Annotated in this window: 15 protein-coding genes; 11 read left to right on the forward strand and 4 right to left on the reverse strand. The window is 40.5% G+C overall.

Annotated elements, in window-relative coordinates; translation table 11 throughout:
* Positions 1-102: 102 nt before the first annotated feature.
* The 5 genes from nblD to M595_RS32840 all read left to right on the forward strand — a co-directional run bounded on the left by nblD (position 103) and on the right by M595_RS32840 (position 2,996).
* Entirely contained in the window at positions 103-321 is a 219-nt protein-coding gene (nblD, locus tag M595_RS33115; RefSeq protein ID WP_023064071.1) for an NblD family protein, read from the forward strand.
* A 157-nt stretch (positions 322-478) separates the two neighbouring features.
* Complete coding sequence (locus M595_RS32645; protein WP_023064125.1) at positions 479-607, forward strand: hypothetical protein; 129 nt, start codon at positions 479-481, stop codon at positions 605-607.
* A gap of 425 nt (positions 608-1,032) precedes the next feature.
* Positions 1,033-1,302 (forward strand): DUF4212 domain-containing protein, encoded by a 270-nt coding sequence (locus tag M595_RS01780; RefSeq protein WP_023064184.1) that lies wholly within the window; start codon positions 1,033-1,035, stop codon positions 1,300-1,302.
* A gap of 3 nt (positions 1,303-1,305) precedes the next feature.
* Positions 1,306-2,211 carry a VC_2705 family sodium/solute symporter gene (locus M595_RS32835; protein WP_023064187.1) on the forward strand — a complete coding sequence of 302 codons (906 nt, stop codon included), beginning with the start codon at positions 1,306-1,308 and terminating at the stop codon, positions 2,209-2,211.
* Positions 2,154-2,996, forward strand: coding sequence for a VC_2705 family sodium/solute symporter (locus M595_RS32840; protein ID WP_338041578.1), 843 nt, complete (start codon positions 2,154-2,156; stop codon positions 2,994-2,996). Before M595_RS32835 ends, M595_RS32840 begins: the two co-directional genes overlap by 58 nt.
* A gap of 86 nt (positions 2,997-3,082) precedes the next feature.
* Here M595_RS32840 and M595_RS01790 read toward each other — a convergent pair whose 3' ends face one another.
* Positions 3,083-3,712, reverse strand: coding sequence for a phosphoribosylanthranilate isomerase (locus M595_RS01790; protein ID WP_023064096.1), 630 nt, complete (start codon positions 3,710-3,712; stop codon positions 3,083-3,085).
* Positions 3,713-3,953: 241 nt separating this feature from the next.
* On the opposite strand from M595_RS01790, the gene psaK reads away from it, so the two are divergent.
* The 4 genes from psaK (at position 3,954) to M595_RS01810 (ending at position 10,300) form a co-directional block, all read left to right on the forward strand.
* Positions 3,954-4,238 carry a photosystem I reaction center subunit PsaK gene (gene psaK / locus M595_RS01795; RefSeq protein WP_040483441.1) on the forward strand — a complete coding sequence of 95 codons (285 nt, stop codon included), beginning with the start codon at positions 3,954-3,956 and terminating at the stop codon, positions 4,236-4,238.
* Positions 4,239-4,335: 97 nt separating this feature from the next.
* Complete coding sequence (locus tag M595_RS01800; RefSeq protein ID WP_023064118.1) at positions 4,336-5,541, forward strand: site-2 protease family protein; 1,206 nt, start codon at positions 4,336-4,338, stop codon at positions 5,539-5,541.
* A 168-nt stretch (positions 5,542-5,709) separates the two neighbouring features.
* Complete coding sequence (locus M595_RS01805) at positions 5,710-8,883, forward strand: ATP-binding protein (RefSeq protein ID WP_023064172.1); 3,174 nt, start codon at positions 5,710-5,712, stop codon at positions 8,881-8,883.
* Positions 8,876-10,300 carry a diguanylate cyclase domain-containing protein gene (locus M595_RS01810; protein WP_023064197.1) on the forward strand — a complete coding sequence of 475 codons (1,425 nt, stop codon included), beginning with the start codon at positions 8,876-8,878 and terminating at the stop codon, positions 10,298-10,300. The genes M595_RS01805 and M595_RS01810 overlap by 8 nt, the downstream gene beginning before the upstream one ends.
* A gap of 39 nt (positions 10,301-10,339) precedes the next feature.
* On the opposite strand, the gene glgB is transcribed toward M595_RS01810, so the two are convergent.
* Both glgB and M595_RS01820 read right to left on the reverse strand, forming a co-directional pair.
* Positions 10,340-12,652 carry a 1,4-alpha-glucan branching enzyme gene (gene glgB / locus M595_RS01815; protein ID WP_040483418.1) on the reverse strand — a complete coding sequence of 771 codons (2,313 nt, stop codon included), beginning with the start codon at positions 12,650-12,652 and terminating at the stop codon, positions 10,340-10,342.
* A 305-nt stretch (positions 12,653-12,957) separates the two neighbouring features.
* Positions 12,958-13,635 carry a glutathione S-transferase family protein gene (locus M595_RS01820; RefSeq protein ID WP_023064235.1) on the reverse strand — a complete coding sequence of 226 codons (678 nt, stop codon included), beginning with the start codon at positions 13,633-13,635 and terminating at the stop codon, positions 12,958-12,960.
* Between the two features lie 214 nt (positions 13,636-13,849).
* Between M595_RS01820 and M595_RS01825 the strand changes: the two genes are divergently transcribed.
* Together M595_RS01825 and M595_RS01830 are read left to right on the forward strand one after the other, a co-directional pair.
* Positions 13,850-14,428 carry a hypothetical protein gene (locus M595_RS01825; protein ID WP_023064104.1) on the forward strand — a complete coding sequence of 193 codons (579 nt, stop codon included), beginning with the start codon at positions 13,850-13,852 and terminating at the stop codon, positions 14,426-14,428.
* A gap of 79 nt (positions 14,429-14,507) precedes the next feature.
* Positions 14,508-16,436 carry a peptidoglycan D,D-transpeptidase FtsI family protein gene (locus tag M595_RS01830; RefSeq protein WP_040483419.1) on the forward strand — a complete coding sequence of 643 codons (1,929 nt, stop codon included), beginning with the start codon at positions 14,508-14,510 and terminating at the stop codon, positions 16,434-16,436.
* 176 nt (positions 16,437-16,612) lie between these two features.
* Here the strand turns inward: M595_RS01830 and M595_RS01835 are convergent.
* Positions 16,613-17,270: bestrophin family protein (locus tag M595_RS01835; protein ID WP_023064261.1), on the reverse strand; the 658-nt coding region annotated here is incomplete at its 5' end.

The following is a 17,270-nucleotide window of genomic DNA, read 5'->3' on the forward strand; positions in this document are numbered from 1 at the left end:
TCCTACTTGCAAAATTTTATTGAAATCTGTCTCTAGATATACATTATTTTCAATAAATCATGCTAGGATATCTCAAACGTCAAGATGGATGAGTAAATATCTATGCCTGACCAGCAAGCTCAAGTTTGCCCTGTTTGTAAGGTGAGAATCGTTAAAGCAGCAGGAGGAGATAAAGTCTTATTTTCTTCTGGGCCTCCAGGAACAAGATCCAGGTTATCAGCACGGGTTTGTCAGTTCGTAAAAAAGAATGGGTGCATTAATAAAGATCCGAATTTGATCGGAGATATTAAATCTGAAGACTACTATAAACCAGATTTATAAATGAGTCAATTCAGGTAATTTTCAGGAGGAGATTGTTTATAAACAGGTGATGCAATCTCCTCTCTCGACTTTAATTTTACAAAAATATATCGATCAACTCTTTAAAATAACCAACGAAAATCATCATCTTTATTATACCTAGATGAAAGTTATTTATATGCTAAAGCCACCAACAGCTTTGTTTCATCCTCAGTTTATTTTAAAAGTTTTGCAACAGATGACGATAGAACGTTTCTCTACAGTTAAAGACAATTTATCAGAAATTCCGACTATTGTTTCTGAATAAAAAATACTTAAATATTGCCGACTAATGATTGATAGAGAGTGGGAAGTGAACAGTCAGAGGAATTCATAAATTACCTCTGTGCCTTGTATCCTTGTCTCAGAATTCTCTCCATAGCCATTCCCCGGTCAGTTCAGTTTTTTTTGTAAATCAAGAACAGATTACTGGTATTATAAGCCATCAGTATAGTGCCTCAAGGGTAGAATTGTTGTTCTCAATGGGACAATTCAACAACTTTTGATGCAAATTGAGTGCAAATTTGAGCTTTAGAAAGACTGAATTTGATTAAATTTGATTAAATTGTATTGAATAGAGTTGAATTTGATTTATAGTATTTAGTCTGACGATTAACCCTTTGATTAAAAATAGTAGAATATTGAACCCTGAAAAAGTTCCGGGGTTCGTTTTTCCCAACTCTCTAGAATACCATGAATCAAGACTCTCAAGAACGGCATCAAGCTTATTGGCGTGCCAATACCAAATTAATTATCACACTCCTACTGATTTGGGCTTTTGTTTCTTTAGGATGCGGAATTCTTCTGGTTCCTGTGTTGAATAACATTTCTCTTGGTAACGTCCCGTTAGGCTTTTGGTTTGCCCAACAAGGATCAATTTATGTGTTTGTTATTCTGATTTTTGTCTATGCTCATCAGATGGATAAACTTGATCGCAAATATAATATTAACAGGAGAGATTAAATCATGTCTGTAGAAGTTTGGACGACTATTTTTGTTCTCATCTCATTTATTCTCTATCTCTATATTGGTTGGAGTTCAAGAGTTCGAGATAGTAAAGGATTTTATGTCGCCGGACAAGGGGTTCCTTCCCTGGCAAATGGTGCCGCCACCGCTGCGGATTGGATGTCGGCCGCTTCATTTATTTCGATGGCGGGATTAATCTCTTTTTTGGGATACGATGGTTCAATTTATTTGATGGGATGGACGGGCGGTTACGTGTTGTTAGCCTTGCTTCTCGCCCCCTATTTACGCAAGTTTGGAAAGTACACGGTTCCCGATTTTGTTGGCGATCGCTATTACTCCAATATTGCCCGTTTGGTGGCTGTTGTTGCGGCAATTTTTGTCTCCCTAACCTACGTCGCCGGACAAATGCGGGGGGTGGGAATTGTCTTTAGTCGCTTCCTGCAAGTCAACATCGAAACGGGTGTTGTAATTGGCATGGTTATCGTCGGATTTTTTGCGGTTTTGGGGGGAATGAAAGGCATTACTTGGACACAAGTTGCTCAATATGTAGTATTGATTTTTGCCTTCTTAATTCCGGCGATCGCCATTTCCCTGCTTCTAACCGGAAATCCCATTCCCCAAGTCAGTTTTCCCTTCGGCGATATCATTCCCAAACTCAACCAAATTCAAACGGATTTAGGGTTTCAAGAATACACCCAACCCTTTGTGAATAAATCCATGTTAGACGTGCTGTTTATTACCATTGCGTTAATGGTGGGAACCGCAGGTTTACCTCATGTTATCGTCCGGTTTAGATCGTTCCTGATGTTCGTGCTGCTCGATATTCTGCGGGTTGGGCGTTATTATTTATTGCCCTTTTATACACTACTGCACCTGCACTTGCTTCTTTTGCTCGTTATAACTTAATTACCACTTTACATGACCAACCTATCCAAGAAGTGCGTCAGTTAGATTGGGCGAATAAATGGGAACAAACCGGACTTTTAGCCTTTGATGATAAAAACCAAGACGGACGCTTTCAACTCACCCCTGATCCCGAAACCAACGAAATCACAATTGACCGGGATATCATCGTTCTTTCCACTCCAGAAGTCGCCAAATTAGCCCCTTGGGTAATTGCATTAGTTGCTGCTGGAGGATTAGCCGCCGCTTTATCAACAGCTTCCGGTTTATTACTTGTCATCTCTAGTTCGGTTGCTCACGACGTTTATTATCGCATGATTAACCCCGGAGCCTCGGAATCTTTGCGGGTGATGGTGGGTCGAATTATGGTCGGATTTGCGATCGCAATTGCTGGATATTTTGGGGTAAATCCCCCTGGATTTGTGGCTCAAGTTGTGGCGTTTGCTTTTGGGTTAGCAGCAGCAAGTTTCTTCCCGGTTATTATTCTGGGAGTGTTTGATAAACGCACAAACCGAGAAGGAGCAATTGCCGGAATGATTGTCGGTTTAGCCTTCACAATGTTCTACATTCTTGGGGTGAAATTCTACAACATGGAACCCTGGTTTTTTGGGGTTTCGGCGGAGGGAATTGGCACATTAGGGATGATTCTCAACTTCATCGTCACCTTTGGGGTTTCTCGCGTAACACCACCACCACCGGAGTCAGTTCAAAGGTTGGTTGAGGAGTTAAGAACTCCCGGTGATGAACCGCCCGCAATTGAAGAAGTTGGAGAAGACTATTTGGATTAATTTTAATCCGTTTTGGGATTTAGGGCGCAAACAAGAGCGCCCCGACTGGATTGAGAATCAATTCTCAGATATAGTTTGAATCCTCGTTAATTCTCAGATAGAACTTTAAATAATTGCCTAACTTTGGCTAAATCTTTATCACCGGGAGACTGTTCAACACCGCTCGATAAATCAATCCCATCCGGCTTTAATAAATTCAACGCTTCTAACACGTTATCTGGGGTTAAACCGCCTGCTAATAACCACGGGACTGCCGGACGAAATTGTTGTAAACTATTCCAATCTAAAGTGTGACCTGTTCCTCCCAATTGTTGAGGATGATAGGCATCTAAGAGCAAACTATCAACGTGATGAATATAAGTTTCGGCTAATAATAACGCTTCTGGTGTTTTCACTCGAATGGCTTTAATGATTTCTAAATGGGGAAATAATTGACGTAGGCGATCGCAAAATTCTACAGTTTCATTACCATGCAGTTGAATTCCTGTCAATTCCGCTTCAGTTAGAGTTTGACGAATTTCCTCTAGGCTAGCATTAGCAAAAACCCCGATTCGTTCCACTGTTATCGGTAAAAGTTCAATCACGGCTTGAATGTCTTGAGGAGTGATAAACCGAGGTGAACTCTGAACACAAATAAATCCCAGAGTCGTCGCCCCCAACTCAGTGATCGCTTTTCCCTGATCTGGTTTCGTAATTCCACAAATTTTAACCCGCATTTCAATACCTGAGTCTCTATTTTTTAATTTTAAACTCAAATCCTAATCACGACCTTGATAAATCTATCGGAAGTTAGATGAAAAAATTTATTAATCTAGTCTGAAATTGTTGCGAATTTTAACGAATATGTTAATTATTTCAACAAATTGATACTGATCAAAAACAAGTTCCTATAATACTAAATAATCATTAGATTTGACAACCTTTTTAACATCAGTTAATTCCAAAGGAGAACCCAATTTGATTTACTCATCTTTACTTCTGGCTGTGCAATCTACCGTTCCTTCCACACCGCAGTGGTCGCCAAAAGTAGCACTCGTTATGATTCTCTGTAACTTATTTGCGATCGCCATTGGATTTTATGCGATTCCTCAAAAAAATCGAGGTAAAGGCCCCGATCTTCCGGTACAGTTACCCGGTTTATTTGCAGGCTTCGGTGTTCCAGAATTGTTAGCAACAGCCAGTTTCGGACATTTGTTAGGTGCCGGAATGATTCTCGGATTAGGGAATGCTGGCGTCCTCTAAACCCAAGCTGACGAGCGTTGTTGGTACACTAGAAAGAGAACATTATCAATCCTGGGTATCAACAACAGGAATAGCGAGAGTTAAGGATATAAAGCTCATGCAAGCAGGTTGGCGAATTGGATCAATATTTGGGATTCCGCTCTATATCGATTCTTCTTGGTTTTTGATTTTACTACTTGTAACCCTTGCCAATAGCCAGGATTACTTGAAGTGGGGGCAAATTCTGTCGTGGAGTGCCGGGTTTGCCGTCTCACTATTACTATTTGGCTCTGTATTATTGCATGAGCTAGGGCATAGTTTAGTTGCCAAATCTCAAGGAATTCAAGTCAATTCTATCACCTTATTTTTATTCGGGGGAATTGCATCTATTGATCGCGAATCCACAACACCAGGTCAAGCTTTTCAAGTCGCAATTGCTGGGCCTTTAGTTAGTTTAGGACTGTTTTTTGTTTTGAGTTTAATGGCTCAGGTTTTGCCTGAATCGAGTTTAACAGGTGCTTTAGCGGGTCGCCTGGCAGGAATTAACCTCGTTTTAGCTTTATTTAATATGATTCCCGGCTTACCTTTAGATGGGGGTCAGGTGTTAAAAGCAGCCGTTTGGAAATTCACAGGAAGTCGTTTTGCAGGGGTTCGCTGGGCGGCGAGAACAGGTCAAGCTATCGGTTGGATCGCCATCTCTTTAGGACTAACAATCTTCTTATTAGAAAATCAATTTGGCGGTTTGTGGATTGCTTTTATTGGATGGTTTGCGGTGCGGAATGCCACCTCTTATAATCGCATGACTGATTTGCAAGAAATCTTGATCAATGTCACCGCAGAAAAAACAATGACCCGAGAATTTAGAGTCGTTGATGCAGATTTAACCCTACGAGAATTTGCCGACGAATATCTAATTACACCGGACACTGTTCCCGTCTATTTTGCTGCTTCTCAGGGTCGTTATCGAGGGTTGGTTTCGATTGATTCCCTACGAGTCATTGAACGTAGTCAATGGAATACTCAAACCCTACATGATGTGGTGACTCCCCTCGATCAATTAGTCACGATCTTGGAAAAAACACCTTTATTTGAGGTGATTAATTATCTAGAAATACACAAACTTTCTCGGATTACCGTTTTATCTCCGGCTGGGGCTGTAGCCGGTATGATTGATCGCGGTGATATTGTTCGGGCTGTGTTAACTGAAATGAAAGTTCCGGTGCCTGAAGGTGAGATTAAACGCATTAAATCAGAAGGAAATTATCCACCCGGATTACCTCTAGTTTCTATCGCCCAAACGACTGCTTCTTATAGCAAAGCTTAAAGATTTTTTCTAGAGTTCAGTACCACTCTCTCGGATTATTGTCTGGGAGTTTTGTTTTATAATATAGCCTCAACTCTCTCTTGATTGTACGAAAAACACCTGAACTCCATGACTCAGGGTTATCATAGGAATAATTAAATCCGATCAAATCTATTGGCAGCTCTGTCAATGAAACCGTTTCCTCATCTGTTGACTCCGATTTTTACTAGACTACCCCTGCGAATTGTGTTGATTGTTCCCTTTGTGCTGCAAATCTTCGGAACAGTTGGACTGGTGGGGTATCTTTCTTTTAAAAACGGACAAAAAGCCGTTGAAGACTTAGCACAGCAGTTAATGGATGAGGTGGGAGATCGAATTGAACTCTATTTAGATACTTACTTAGCCACTCCTCAACTGATTAATCGCATTAATGCAGATGCTGTTCGTACTGGTCAGCTTGACTTAACAAATTTATCACAATTAGAACGACATCTATATACTCAAATTTTACAATTTGACTCGGTAACTTCCATTATGTTTGGAAGTTCTCAAGGAAAATTTAGAACAATTCATCGAAATCTTTTAAAAGAGGGTCAAATTGAACTGGGAATAGCCGACTCTAGTAATCCTAAAACATTAAATGTTTATCTTTTTAATCAAGGTCAGCCTATTGCTCCCTTGGAGACATTATATCCCTTTGATGTTCGAGATCGACCTTGGTATAAAGCCGCCATTGAAACCCAAAGTTATGGATGGAGCGAACTCTTTCAAATTGGTGCCGATCCCTCTCTCGCTATCAATGCTTACCATCCATTTTACGATCAAAAAAATTCTGAATTAATCGGGGTTTTTTCTGTCAATCTGAGTTTAATCAATATTAGTAACTTCCTAAGTTCTGTTGAAGTCAGCCAGTCTGGAGAAGTTTTTATTATTGAACGCAATGGGTTACTGATTGCAAGTTCAAACAATGAAACTCCCTTCAAAGTTAAAGAAACCCAAAACCTTCAAAAAGAGTATCAACGATTAAAACTCAAAGACAGCAATACTCCAATTGTTAAAATAGCGGGTCAGTATCTTGAAAGCCACTACAAAGATTTATCCCAAATTTCAACGACAAAACAGATAGCATATACCGATAAAAGAAAGAGATATTATGCTCAAATTCTTCCTTTCAAAAACCAATCAGGATTAGATTGGTTAGTTATAATTGTTGTGCCGGAATCGGATTTTATGGCAAGGATTTATGCCAATACTCGCACGACCATTATTTTATGTATTCTTGCTTTAAGCGTAGCCCTAATTTTAGGCATGATCACAACTCGTTGGGTGATCAAACCGATTCTAAAATTAAACCAAGCTGCTAAAGATATCGCCCTGGGAAAATGGGATAAAACGACAGACATAAAACGCAGCGATGAACTGGGAGAACTCGCCCATTCTTTTGACACAATGGCACATCAACTGCAAGCTTCTTTTGCAGAACTCAAAAATAGTGAAAGTCGCCTATTTCAATATCTAGAAGCCTTACCTGTGGGAGTTTCTGTTCACGATATCACCGGAAAACTGTATTATGCAAATCAAACCAGTAGACAACTTTTAAACATTCAAGCACCTCTGAATGCGGATGCCCACGAACTGAGTCAAGCTTACCAAATTTATCAAGCTGGAACCGGAAAACTTTATCCCACAACTGCTTTACCTGCTGTTCGGGCTTTAAAAGGAGAAATTGTTTACACAGAAGATCTGGAATTTCACTACCTTGATCAAATTTTACCCATAGAAGTTTGGGCAACTCCGATTTATAATGAACAAGGTAAGATTATTTATGCGATCGCCGCTTTTCAAGATATTACTCAACGCAAACAAGCCGAACAACTCTTAGCAGACTACAACCGCACCTTAGAAGCACAAGTTACTCAACGCACCTCCGAACTCGCAGAAGCCAAGGAAAAAGCCGAAGTTGCTAACCTTGCCAAAAGTACCTTTATTGCTAATATGAGCCACGAATTACGCACACCACTCAATGCTATCCTGGGATTTTCTCAAATTATGGCTCGTTCAGAAAATATTCCAAGTGAACATCAAGAAAGTATTAATATTATTAATCACAGTGGGGAATATTTGCTCACACTCATTAATAATATTTTAGATTTGTCGAAAATCGAAGCGGGAAAAATTACTCTCAATCTTAATAATTTTGATCTGTATCGACTCTTAGATGAAATTGAAGACTTATTTAAGCTGAAATCTATCAATCAAGGATTACAATTAGATTTTCAACGCGGAGATGATGTTCCTCAGTATGTACAAACTGATGAGTTGAAGTTACGGGAAGTTTTAATAAACTTACTCGGTAACGCCATCAAGTTCACTAAGAAAGGGGGAGTATTCATAAGAGTTAAAAGCTTATCAACTCCCGAAACAGAACCCTCAAATCAAACCCTCTACTTTGAAGTCGAAGATACAGGGGTAGGAATCGCCTCAGAAGAACTCAGTCAACTATTTGAAGCCTTTAGTCAGACTCAAAGCGGAAAAAAAGCCCAGGTTGGAACAGGTTTAGGATTGGCGATTAGTCAGAAGTTTGTACGTCTCATGGGTGGTGATATTCATGTTCAAAGTCAAGTCGGAGTTGGAACTGTTTTTAGCTTTAATATTCAGGTAAACTTAGTTCAATCTATAGAAGTAGAAACCCAAACCTTTCAGCGTCGAATTATTGCCCTCAAACCCAATCAACCTTGTTATAAGCTTTTAATTGTTGATGATAATTTGATTAACCGCAAACTGTTAATTCAACTGCTGAATCCTTTAGGATTTGAACTCCAAGAGGCAAGTAACGGCAAAGAAGCTATTACAATTTGGCAAGATTGGGAACCGCATTTAATTTGGATGGATATGAGAATGCCTGTAATGGATGGTTTTGAGGCTACAAAACAAATTAAAACCACAACCAAAGGAGAAGCAACGGCTATTATTGCGATTACGGCTAGTGTATTAGAAGATAATAGAAATATTATTCTTTCAGCCGGATGTGATGACTTTGTGCGGAAACCCTTTCAAGAATCTATAATATTTGAAATGCTGGAAAAACATTTAGGAGTTCGTTTTATTTATGAAGAAATCCATGTCTCTACGAAAAAAGAAATGAGTTCTACTTTAGATGTAGACAGCTTAAAAGTTATGCCCGCAGATTGGTTAGAGGAACTTTATCAAGCCTCAATGGATTTAGATAATGACAGGGTTTTCACACTGATTACTCAAATTCCTGAAAATCAAGCTTCTCTGGCAACTGCTTTAACCTATTGTGTTAAGAATTTTCGTTTGGATAAAATTATTGATTTAATTGAAGTTATACAAAATGAGTAACTCTTTAGAATCTTCCCAACCTGAAAATATTTTAATTGTTGATGATCATCCCGAAAATCTAAAAATTTTAACTCAGATGCTATCTCAGCAAAATTATAAGATCCGAAAAGCAATTAATGGGAAAATGGCTTTAAACTCAGCCTTTTCTAAGCCACCTGATTTGATTTTACTCGATATTGTCATGCCCGAGATGGATGGTTATCAAGTTTGTCAACAAATCAAAGAAAATCCAATCACATCTGAGATTCCTGTGATTTTTATGAGTGCGCTTGATGAAGCTTTTAATAAAGTGAAAGCTTTTGAAGTCGGAGGAGTTGATTATATTACAAAACCCTTTCAGACTAAAGAAGTTTTAGCGAGAGTTCAACTTCAGTTACAACTACAACACCAAAAACAACAGTTAGAAGAACAAAATCAGAAACTTCGACAAGAAATTACTAAAAGACAGGAAGTAGAAATTCAGTTAAGTTTATTTAATCAAGCCATCTTTACTTGTCGCAATGGTGTGATTATTACCGATGCCACTCAACCCAATAATCCGATTATTTATGTTAATCAAGCTTTTGAAAAAATTACCGGATATTCGGCATCAGAAGTTTTCGGTAAAAATTGTCGTTTTTTACAAGGAGAAGATCGAGATCAACCCAATTTAGACATTATTCGGAATGCCTTAAAAAATGAAAAAGATTGTTTAGTAATCATGCGGAACTATCGTAAGGATGGAACTCTGTTTTGGAATGAAGTCTCGATTTCTCCGGTGCGAGATGCTGGAGGAAATATTACGCACTATATTGGTATTCAAACTGATATTACTGAACGTCAGCGAATTCAAACCGCTTTAGAAGAAGCCAACAAAAAGTTACAGTATTTAGCGAATATTGATGGTTTGACTCAAATTGCCAATCGTCGCAGCTTTGATGAAACTCTAAATCGAGAATGGTGTCGAGCAACTCGTGAACAACAACCTTTGTCTTTAATTCTTTGTGATGTAGATTATTTTAAAGCCTACAACGATTATTATGGTCATCTACAAGGCGATGAATGTTTAATCCAAGTTGCTCAAGCCATCAGTCAAGTCGTTAGACGTCCAGCCGATTTAGTCGCTCGTTATGGGGGTGAAGAATTTGTGGTGATTTTACCGAATACAGATGGTTCGGGGGCGGTTCAAGTCGCCCAATTGATTCAAGAGCAAATTCGACAACTTCAAAGCCCTCATGTCAAGTCTGATGTTAGTCCATATATCACCCTAAGTTTAGGGATTTCGAGTATAATTCCGAGTTGTAAGATGAGTTCAGAGCAGTTAGTCAATGCAGCGGATCGCGCTCTCTATCAAGCCAAACAACAAGGACGCAATCAGATTATTATTAACACTAATATTAACCCAAAAAAAACCCAGCCTCTCCAAGAAACTGGGTAATTGTCCTAAGCAAAGTCTAGATCATATGACGTAGCATACTTAAGCTTGAGACGCTTGACCTTCAGCTAAAGCTGCGGTTGTTTTTTCTCGATTTAACTTCAGCATTAACACGCCCAACGGAGGTAAGCACAAATCTAACGACTGGGGATAGTTGTGGAACCACCATTCTTCTGTCCACTTACCGCCCAAGTTCCCCATGTTGCTCCCGCCATATTCACGAGCATCACTGTTAAACAACTCCGTATAGAAGCCCGCTTCTGGAACCCCGATGCGATAATGACTGTGAGGTTGAGGGGTGAAGTTACAGACTGTGACGATAAACTCATCGGTATCTTTGGCTCGACGAATAAACGACACCACACTATGACGATTATCAGTACAATCAATCCACTGGAACCCTTCCTCAGCGAAGTCCTGTTCATAGAGTGCAGGTTCAGAACGATAGAGAGCGTTCACATCCTTAAAGAAGCGCTGAATATTCTGATGACCTTCGTATTGCAGCAGTTCCCATTCTAGAGTTCCCCAAGCATTCCACTCTTTCCTTTGACCAAACTCCATCCCCATAAACATCGTCTTCTTACCGGGATGAGCAAACATATAGGCAAATAAGCAGCGGACGTTGGCAAATTTCTGCCAATCATCCCCAGGCATTTTACCCAAAATATTACTCTTACCATGTACGACCTCATCGTGAGACAAGGCTAACATGAAGTTTTCGCTGTGATGATACCAAATACTGAAAGTAATATTATTTTGGTGGAACTGCCGGAACCAAGGGTCCATGTGGAAGTAATCCAACATATCGTGCATCCAACCCATGTTCCACTTCAGGTTGTACCCTAAACCGCCCACATAAGTCGGCCAGGAGACCATCGGCCATGCTGTGGATTCTTCGGCGATCATCAATGTACCGGGATAATAGCCGAACAAAACATGATTGGTTTGACGAATGAAATCAGCCGCTTCAATATGTTCGCAACCGCCATACTTATTAGCAACCCACTCTCCATCTTCACGACAATAGTTGAGGTAAAGCATCGAAGCCACCGCATCCACCCGCATTCCATCAATATGGAATTTGTCAAACCAGAAGATGGCGTTAGCAACCAAGAAGTTACGGACTTCGTTGCGACCATAGTTAAAGACCAGGGTTCCCCAACCTTTGTGTTCCCCAATCCTCGGATCGCCGTGTTCGTAGAGATGAGTCCCATCAAAGAAAGCTAAACCATGTCCATCTTTGGGGAAATGTCCGGGAACCCAGTCTACAATCACGCCAATACCCTGTTCATGGCATTTATCCACCAAATACATAAAATCTTCGGGGGTACCAAAGCGGGAACTCGGAGCATAATAACCCGTAACTTGATAACCCCAAGAGCCATCAAACGGGTGTTCTGCAACCGGGAGCATTTCGATATGAGTATAGCCAAGTTCCTTAACGTAGGGAACCAACGTCTCAGCCATTTCTCGATAGGTTAAAAAGCGACCACCCGGATCAAGTTCAATCGCTTGAATAGCAGGTTCTACCGTGCCATCAGGTAACTTGTGGGGTTCAGACATCGATGCCCGGTTCCACGATCCGATATGACATTCATAGACGGAAATCGGCCCACTTAGGGGTTCAGTGTGACGACGTTCCTCCATCCATTGAGCATCATTCCACTGGTAAGTATCGAGATCGGTGACAATCGAAGCGGTTTTGGGTCGGACTTCCTGTTGAAAACCGTAGGGATCAGATTTTTCGTAAATGTGTCCTTCCCAGTTTTTGACCTCATATTTGTAGTGAGCGCCAACTGTGACTTCCGGGATAAACAGTTCCCAAACACCATTCCCAAACTTCCGCATTTGGTGTTTACGACCGTCCCAGAAGTTGAAATCACCGAGTACAGAAACGTTACGAGCGCTCGGTGCCCAAACCGCGAAGTAAACGCCATTGACTCCATCAATCGTATCCGAGTGAGCGCCAAGTTTCTCATAGATGCGATGGTGATTTCCTTCGGTAAACAGGTGAATATCAAAGTCTGTCAGTTTCGGAGAGCGGAAAGCATAGGTGTCATAAGTGACTCGCTCATGTTCTCCTTCTTTGTAACGAATTTGATAATTGGCGAGTTTGGGGGTATCGAGATCAAGAATACATTCAAAGAAATGGGGGTTATGTACCGACTCCATTGCATATTCTTCTCGTTGCTCCGGCAAAATGACCCAGGCTGCTTCCGCATTGGGGAGGTAGGCTCGCACTACCCATACCGTTTTGCCATCTTTTTCGATCTGATGGGGGCCGAGAACTTCAAAGGGATCGCTATGATGATTCCAAACAATCCGGTCAATTTGATCATGTGCGATAGTGGTCATGGGTCTCACACGCTACTACTACTACAAACAGGTTAATCTCAAACGGGCAGGTTATATTACAATACATTTTTTAGCCAGTTTCAGGAATTTGTCATCTATCCCTAGCTCTAGCTTTAAAAAATTAGGCAGATCTATTGGGGATCAAGCCTTTCTCTATGCACAAATGCTTGATCACAAGTATACAAATTCAGATGACCTCTATAGGAAGTTTCTCTCATATTTCTTTTAAACGATACGGATGATAATTGGGAAGTCGTTGATATTATTGCATAAAGCATTAATGATCTGTAACAAAAAAGGGGAATCTAGCTTTGCGAGGATAAACCCGGTGGTAACGCTTCCCCACACAATTGATGAATCCGAGTGATATTTTCAAACAGCCAAGGATAGTTTTCTCGATAGTCGGGAATTAACGCCAGAGGACTCAATAATGCTGCCGCCGCTAGATCGGCTACACTGATGCGATCGCCGACGAGATAGGGACGCTCCTGCCAAACCTGCAACACCTCAAAGGCGATTTTTAAGCGTTGGGTGGCTAACTCCGCAGACGCTTGATCAATCCCATATTGACGACGCACCACTTGAATCACCACTTGAGAAGACCAAGACGGATCGATCTGTTTGCCTGCACCTGCACGAAACTGATAATAAACAAATCGTGTCGCGGTGCCAATACTTTCGTCTAGCCAGTCTTCCAGCATCAACGTCTGAGTTTGCTGTTGTGGATCATCAAAATATAAGGGCGGAGTCGGACAATAAGCGTCTAAAAACTGGAAAATTCGACTCGAATCTGCAATCACACTCGGTTGATTGTCTAATTGTGGGACTAATACCGGAACCGTCGTTAAACCCGTCATGGGTTTGAGTTTCAAAAGGTGCAATCCGGGTGTTAAATTTTGAACTTGGTAGGAAATCCCTTTATAACCCAGAGCTAAACGGGCTTTACGACAATAATGAGAGGTACTGAATTGTAACAACAGCATAAGTATAGAGAGTTAGGATTGAGCTTGAAGCTTGAGAAAATCTAAAAAAAACAGTCAGACTCAAAAATACTATCAATTCCGCTGTAATGCTTGAAACTTGCTAATGGTAATATGAGAAAGAAATTCTACTGCCGATCTGAGTTTTTTGACTGACTTCAGCTTCAATACCTGAACTTGATAACTGACTAGCGATCGTGATTGTCTAACCTGAGCTATGACTACTGCATACCGACCCACCCGTTCTACTTCTAAGCGCCTGTCTCCATCTCTGACTACGCCGACGACTCCGGGAAATATCATCCCCCTCGAACGAGCCAGACTTCAACGGAAGCCGCGAACTCAACCGCTTGCTCAACCCGAATCAAATTCGACTCCGGAAATCATCGAGCTTGATGTTGTTGAAATTTTACCTCCTCAACCCCCTCAACCGCTTTGGTTGCGATCGCTGACTACTCTACAACAAGTCTCCTCTATTGTCACTGGAGCTGTTGTCGGCATTACTCTCAGCGTCTACAGCTTAACAGCCTATCGAGAATCGGCTTGGACTCAAGAATATCAGACTCTAGAACATTATCGAACTCAAGAACAACAACTCCGAGCCACAAATGAAGTTCTCAAGCATCAAATCGCTGAAGGCGCCCAACAACCCAACACCGGATTAGTCGAAAGAGAACCCCTAGATATGATCTTTTTACGTCCAGCACCCCCTCGCCCAGAAGTCTCGCCGGAAGTTCCCCCCCTCGAACTTAATTTAAGTCCGACTTCTACCTCCAATAAACCTTTAGGATATTAGCCAGATCATTAGAGTAAAAATCAATCAAAAATTATCTCCGGGGTGACGATTCACTGAAAAAACGATTAACTGAATTATCATGGATTTTCCTTCTAGATCACGTTTGAATAGACCTCGTGTTTCTCGTTCTATACAGACTAAAAAGCCTGCTAATTTGTTATCTCGATTTTCAGATTTCAATCCTCGCCCTCCCGAAAATCGTCGTGATCCTCACAAGCCCTTTGCTCGTCAACCTGCCAAAATCAAAAAATGCAAGTCCTCCCGTCTGCGAATAGTGTGGCTGATTTTGGTGGGGGGATTATTCGGGCTATTAGTGAATTTATTTCGCCTACAAATTACGATGGGGCCAATGCTCAAACAGCAAGCCCAATTTCAACAAAGTCAACGGGATCTTCCTTTTGTTCCGCGTCGTCCGATTAGTGATATTAATGGTCATATTTTAGCCATTGATAAAATTGTTTATACACTTTACGCTCATCCTAAATTATTTCAACAACTTCCTGCGGAAATCGCGGAGAAATTATCTAAGGTATTAGTGCTAAATGATTTAAAAAATCCTACAGCAAACGAACTCCTAGAACAATTTCAAGAAGCAGATAGTGGCATTAAAATTGCTGAGTCTATTAGCGAAGAAGTTGGCAATCACATCGCCAATTTAGGAATTGATGGATTAGAACTTATCCAACAGCGAAAACGCCTTTATCCTCAACAAAATATTGCTGCCGATATTGTCGGTTATGTCGATAGCGAAGGCAAAGGTCAAGCCGGAGTTGAACATAGTCAACAAGAATTACTCGAACGAGTCATGCCTTCTCTAGAGTTTCAACGTTCAGTCAATGGTAATTGGGTACCGACTCAACTCGCTTCTGGGTTTATTCAGCTTGACGACTTAGAATTGCGACTGACAATTGACACTCGTCTTCAAAGAATGGCTCGCAAAATTCTCAAAGAAAATGTTGAGAAAAATGAAGCAAAACGCGGTACTGTGGTTGTCATGGATGCCAGAAATGGGGAAATATTGACATTAGTCAATGAGCCATCCTACGATCCAAATGAGTATTGGAAATCGAGTCTTGATCGCTTCAAAAATTGGGCGTTATCTGATCAATATGAACCCGGTTCTACCTTCAAACCGATTAATGTTGCGATTGCTTTAGAAGCAGGAGGTATTCAGCAAGATACTATGGTTTATGATGAAGGTCGGATTAAGATGGGTCGATGGACGATTCAAAATGCCGATTACAATTATGTTGGGACTCGGGGTTCAATCAGCATTACTGATGTGATTAAATATTCGAGTAATATTGGCATGGTTAACATCATGCAGCAGATAGAACCTGAAGTTTTTTATGAGGGATTAAGACGATTAGGACTCGGAGAATTGAGCGGTGTTGATTTACCTTTTGAAGTCGCAAGTACACTGAAAACACGTCATCAATTTGTTAATGTTCCAGTAGAATCTGCAACCGCAGCTTTTGGTCAAGGACTTTCAATTACACCTCTAAAATTAGCTCAATTAAATGCAACTTTAGCCAATGGTGGAAAACTGGTCACACCTCATGTTGTCAAAGGACTATATAACAGTAAAGGACAACTTTATTGGGAAACTTCTTTACCTGAATCTCGACAAGTTTTCTCCTCTAAAACAGTGAATACAGTCTTAGAAATGATGGAATCTGTGGTCGCCGCAGAAGATGGTACGGGTAAAGCGGCACGTATTGCAGGTTATCGAGTCGCTGGAAAAACGGGTACAGCCCAAAAAGCTTCTGCGACCGGGGGTTACTCAGAAAATGCTCGAATTACCAGTTTTGTCGGAATTTTAACTGTTAATAATCCTCGTTATGTTGTGGTTGCAGTCGTTGATGAACCCCAGATTCCGGGTGCCAGTGGTGGAAGGGTGGCAGCGCCTATTGTTAAATCCGTGATGGAAGGTTTAATTGGACTACAAAAAATACCTCCTTCTGATTTAAACGCCAAACCTGACAGTGAACTTGAGAGTGAAGAATAGGTGATTGTTTTTGAGGAAGATTAAAGATTTTCACTCAAGCTTTGTTTGGCTGCTAAATATGAGGGTGATAATTTAGGGAAAGTTGCAAATTATTTGCAGTTGGAGTTGGAGTTTAAACAGCCAGGAATTGGGTTTATTTTTAGATTTTTTTCGACTGATTGATTTATCTTTTTTGATCATACTTTTCCGGACGATTCGTTGATAATTTGATCGAAACTTGATTGACTTTCATACTCGATTAACTCAGCAATATCACTTTGGAGAATATAACAAAACTTCTCTAAGGGTAAATCATTGGGATCATTTCCAAACGGATTTTCAATCTCTAAGCCTATTTCTTCAATTCCGAGTAAAGAAAAAGTAATCACTCCCACCGCAGGAACTGTTAACCAGTTCAACTCCTCAACGAAAGTAAATGGTACACTCAAACAATAAATAAGCAACAGATGTTTTAAGTGAATAGAATAAGCTTTGGGTAGGGGAGTCGAAGCAATGCGATCGCAAGCAATCATCGCCTCTAAAATTCGATCCATTGACTGATTTAATTCAATTAAAAAGCGATAGTTAATCAGATTTTGTTCATACATTCTGATTAAATAATCCGCTAACCAATTGGCAATTCTTAAGGGTCGTTGCTGAATCTGTTGAAGTTCTATAAACTGATTAGGTGTGAGTAAATTTTTAAGTTCAGTTTCTAGATCTTCTTTTCTGACATGAACTTTGATCGCCCAGACCAATGTACCCACTAATTTAATATAATCTAATTTTGTCTCTCTGTCTTTATCGGTTTTTGTCGGAATAAAAAAATAAATATTTCGAGCTAAAATTCGACCA

This window comes from Lyngbya aestuarii BL J (genome assembly GCF_000478195.2).
Taxonomy (GTDB): domain Bacteria; phylum Cyanobacteriota; class Cyanobacteriia; order Cyanobacteriales; family Microcoleaceae; genus Capilliphycus; species Capilliphycus aestuarii.

Coding starts and splice junctions, on each gene's coding strand:
- nblD (WP_023064071.1), top strand. CDS start 103: ATGCCTGACCAGCAAGCTCAAGTTTGCCCTGTTTGTAAGGTGAGAATC.
- M595_RS32645 (WP_023064125.1), top strand. CDS start 479: ATGCTAAAGCCACCAACAGCTTTGTTTCATCCTCAGTTTATTTTAAAA.
- M595_RS01780 (WP_023064184.1), top strand. CDS start 1,033: ATGAATCAAGACTCTCAAGAACGGCATCAAGCTTATTGGCGTGCCAAT.
- M595_RS32835 (WP_023064187.1), top strand. CDS start 1,306: ATGTCTGTAGAAGTTTGGACGACTATTTTTGTTCTCATCTCATTTATT.
- M595_RS01790 (WP_023064096.1), bottom strand. CDS start 3,712: ATGCGGGTTAAAATTTGTGGAATTACGAAACCAGATCAGGGAAAAGCG.
- M595_RS01800 (WP_023064118.1), top strand. CDS start 4,336: ATGCAAGCAGGTTGGCGAATTGGATCAATATTTGGGATTCCGCTCTAT.
- M595_RS01805 (WP_023064172.1), top strand. CDS start 5,710: ATGAAACCGTTTCCTCATCTGTTGACTCCGATTTTTACTAGACTACCC.
- M595_RS01810 (WP_023064197.1), top strand. CDS start 8,876: ATGAGTAACTCTTTAGAATCTTCCCAACCTGAAAATATTTTAATTGTT.
- glgB (WP_040483418.1), bottom strand. CDS start 12,652: ATGACCACTATCGCACATGATCAAATTGACCGGATTGTTTGGAATCAT.
- M595_RS01820 (WP_023064235.1), bottom strand. CDS start 13,635: ATGCTGTTGTTACAATTCAGTACCTCTCATTATTGTCGTAAAGCCCGT.
- M595_RS01825 (WP_023064104.1), top strand. CDS start 13,850: ATGACTACTGCATACCGACCCACCCGTTCTACTTCTAAGCGCCTGTCT.
- M595_RS01830 (WP_040483419.1), top strand. CDS start 14,508: ATGGATTTTCCTTCTAGATCACGTTTGAATAGACCTCGTGTTTCTCGT.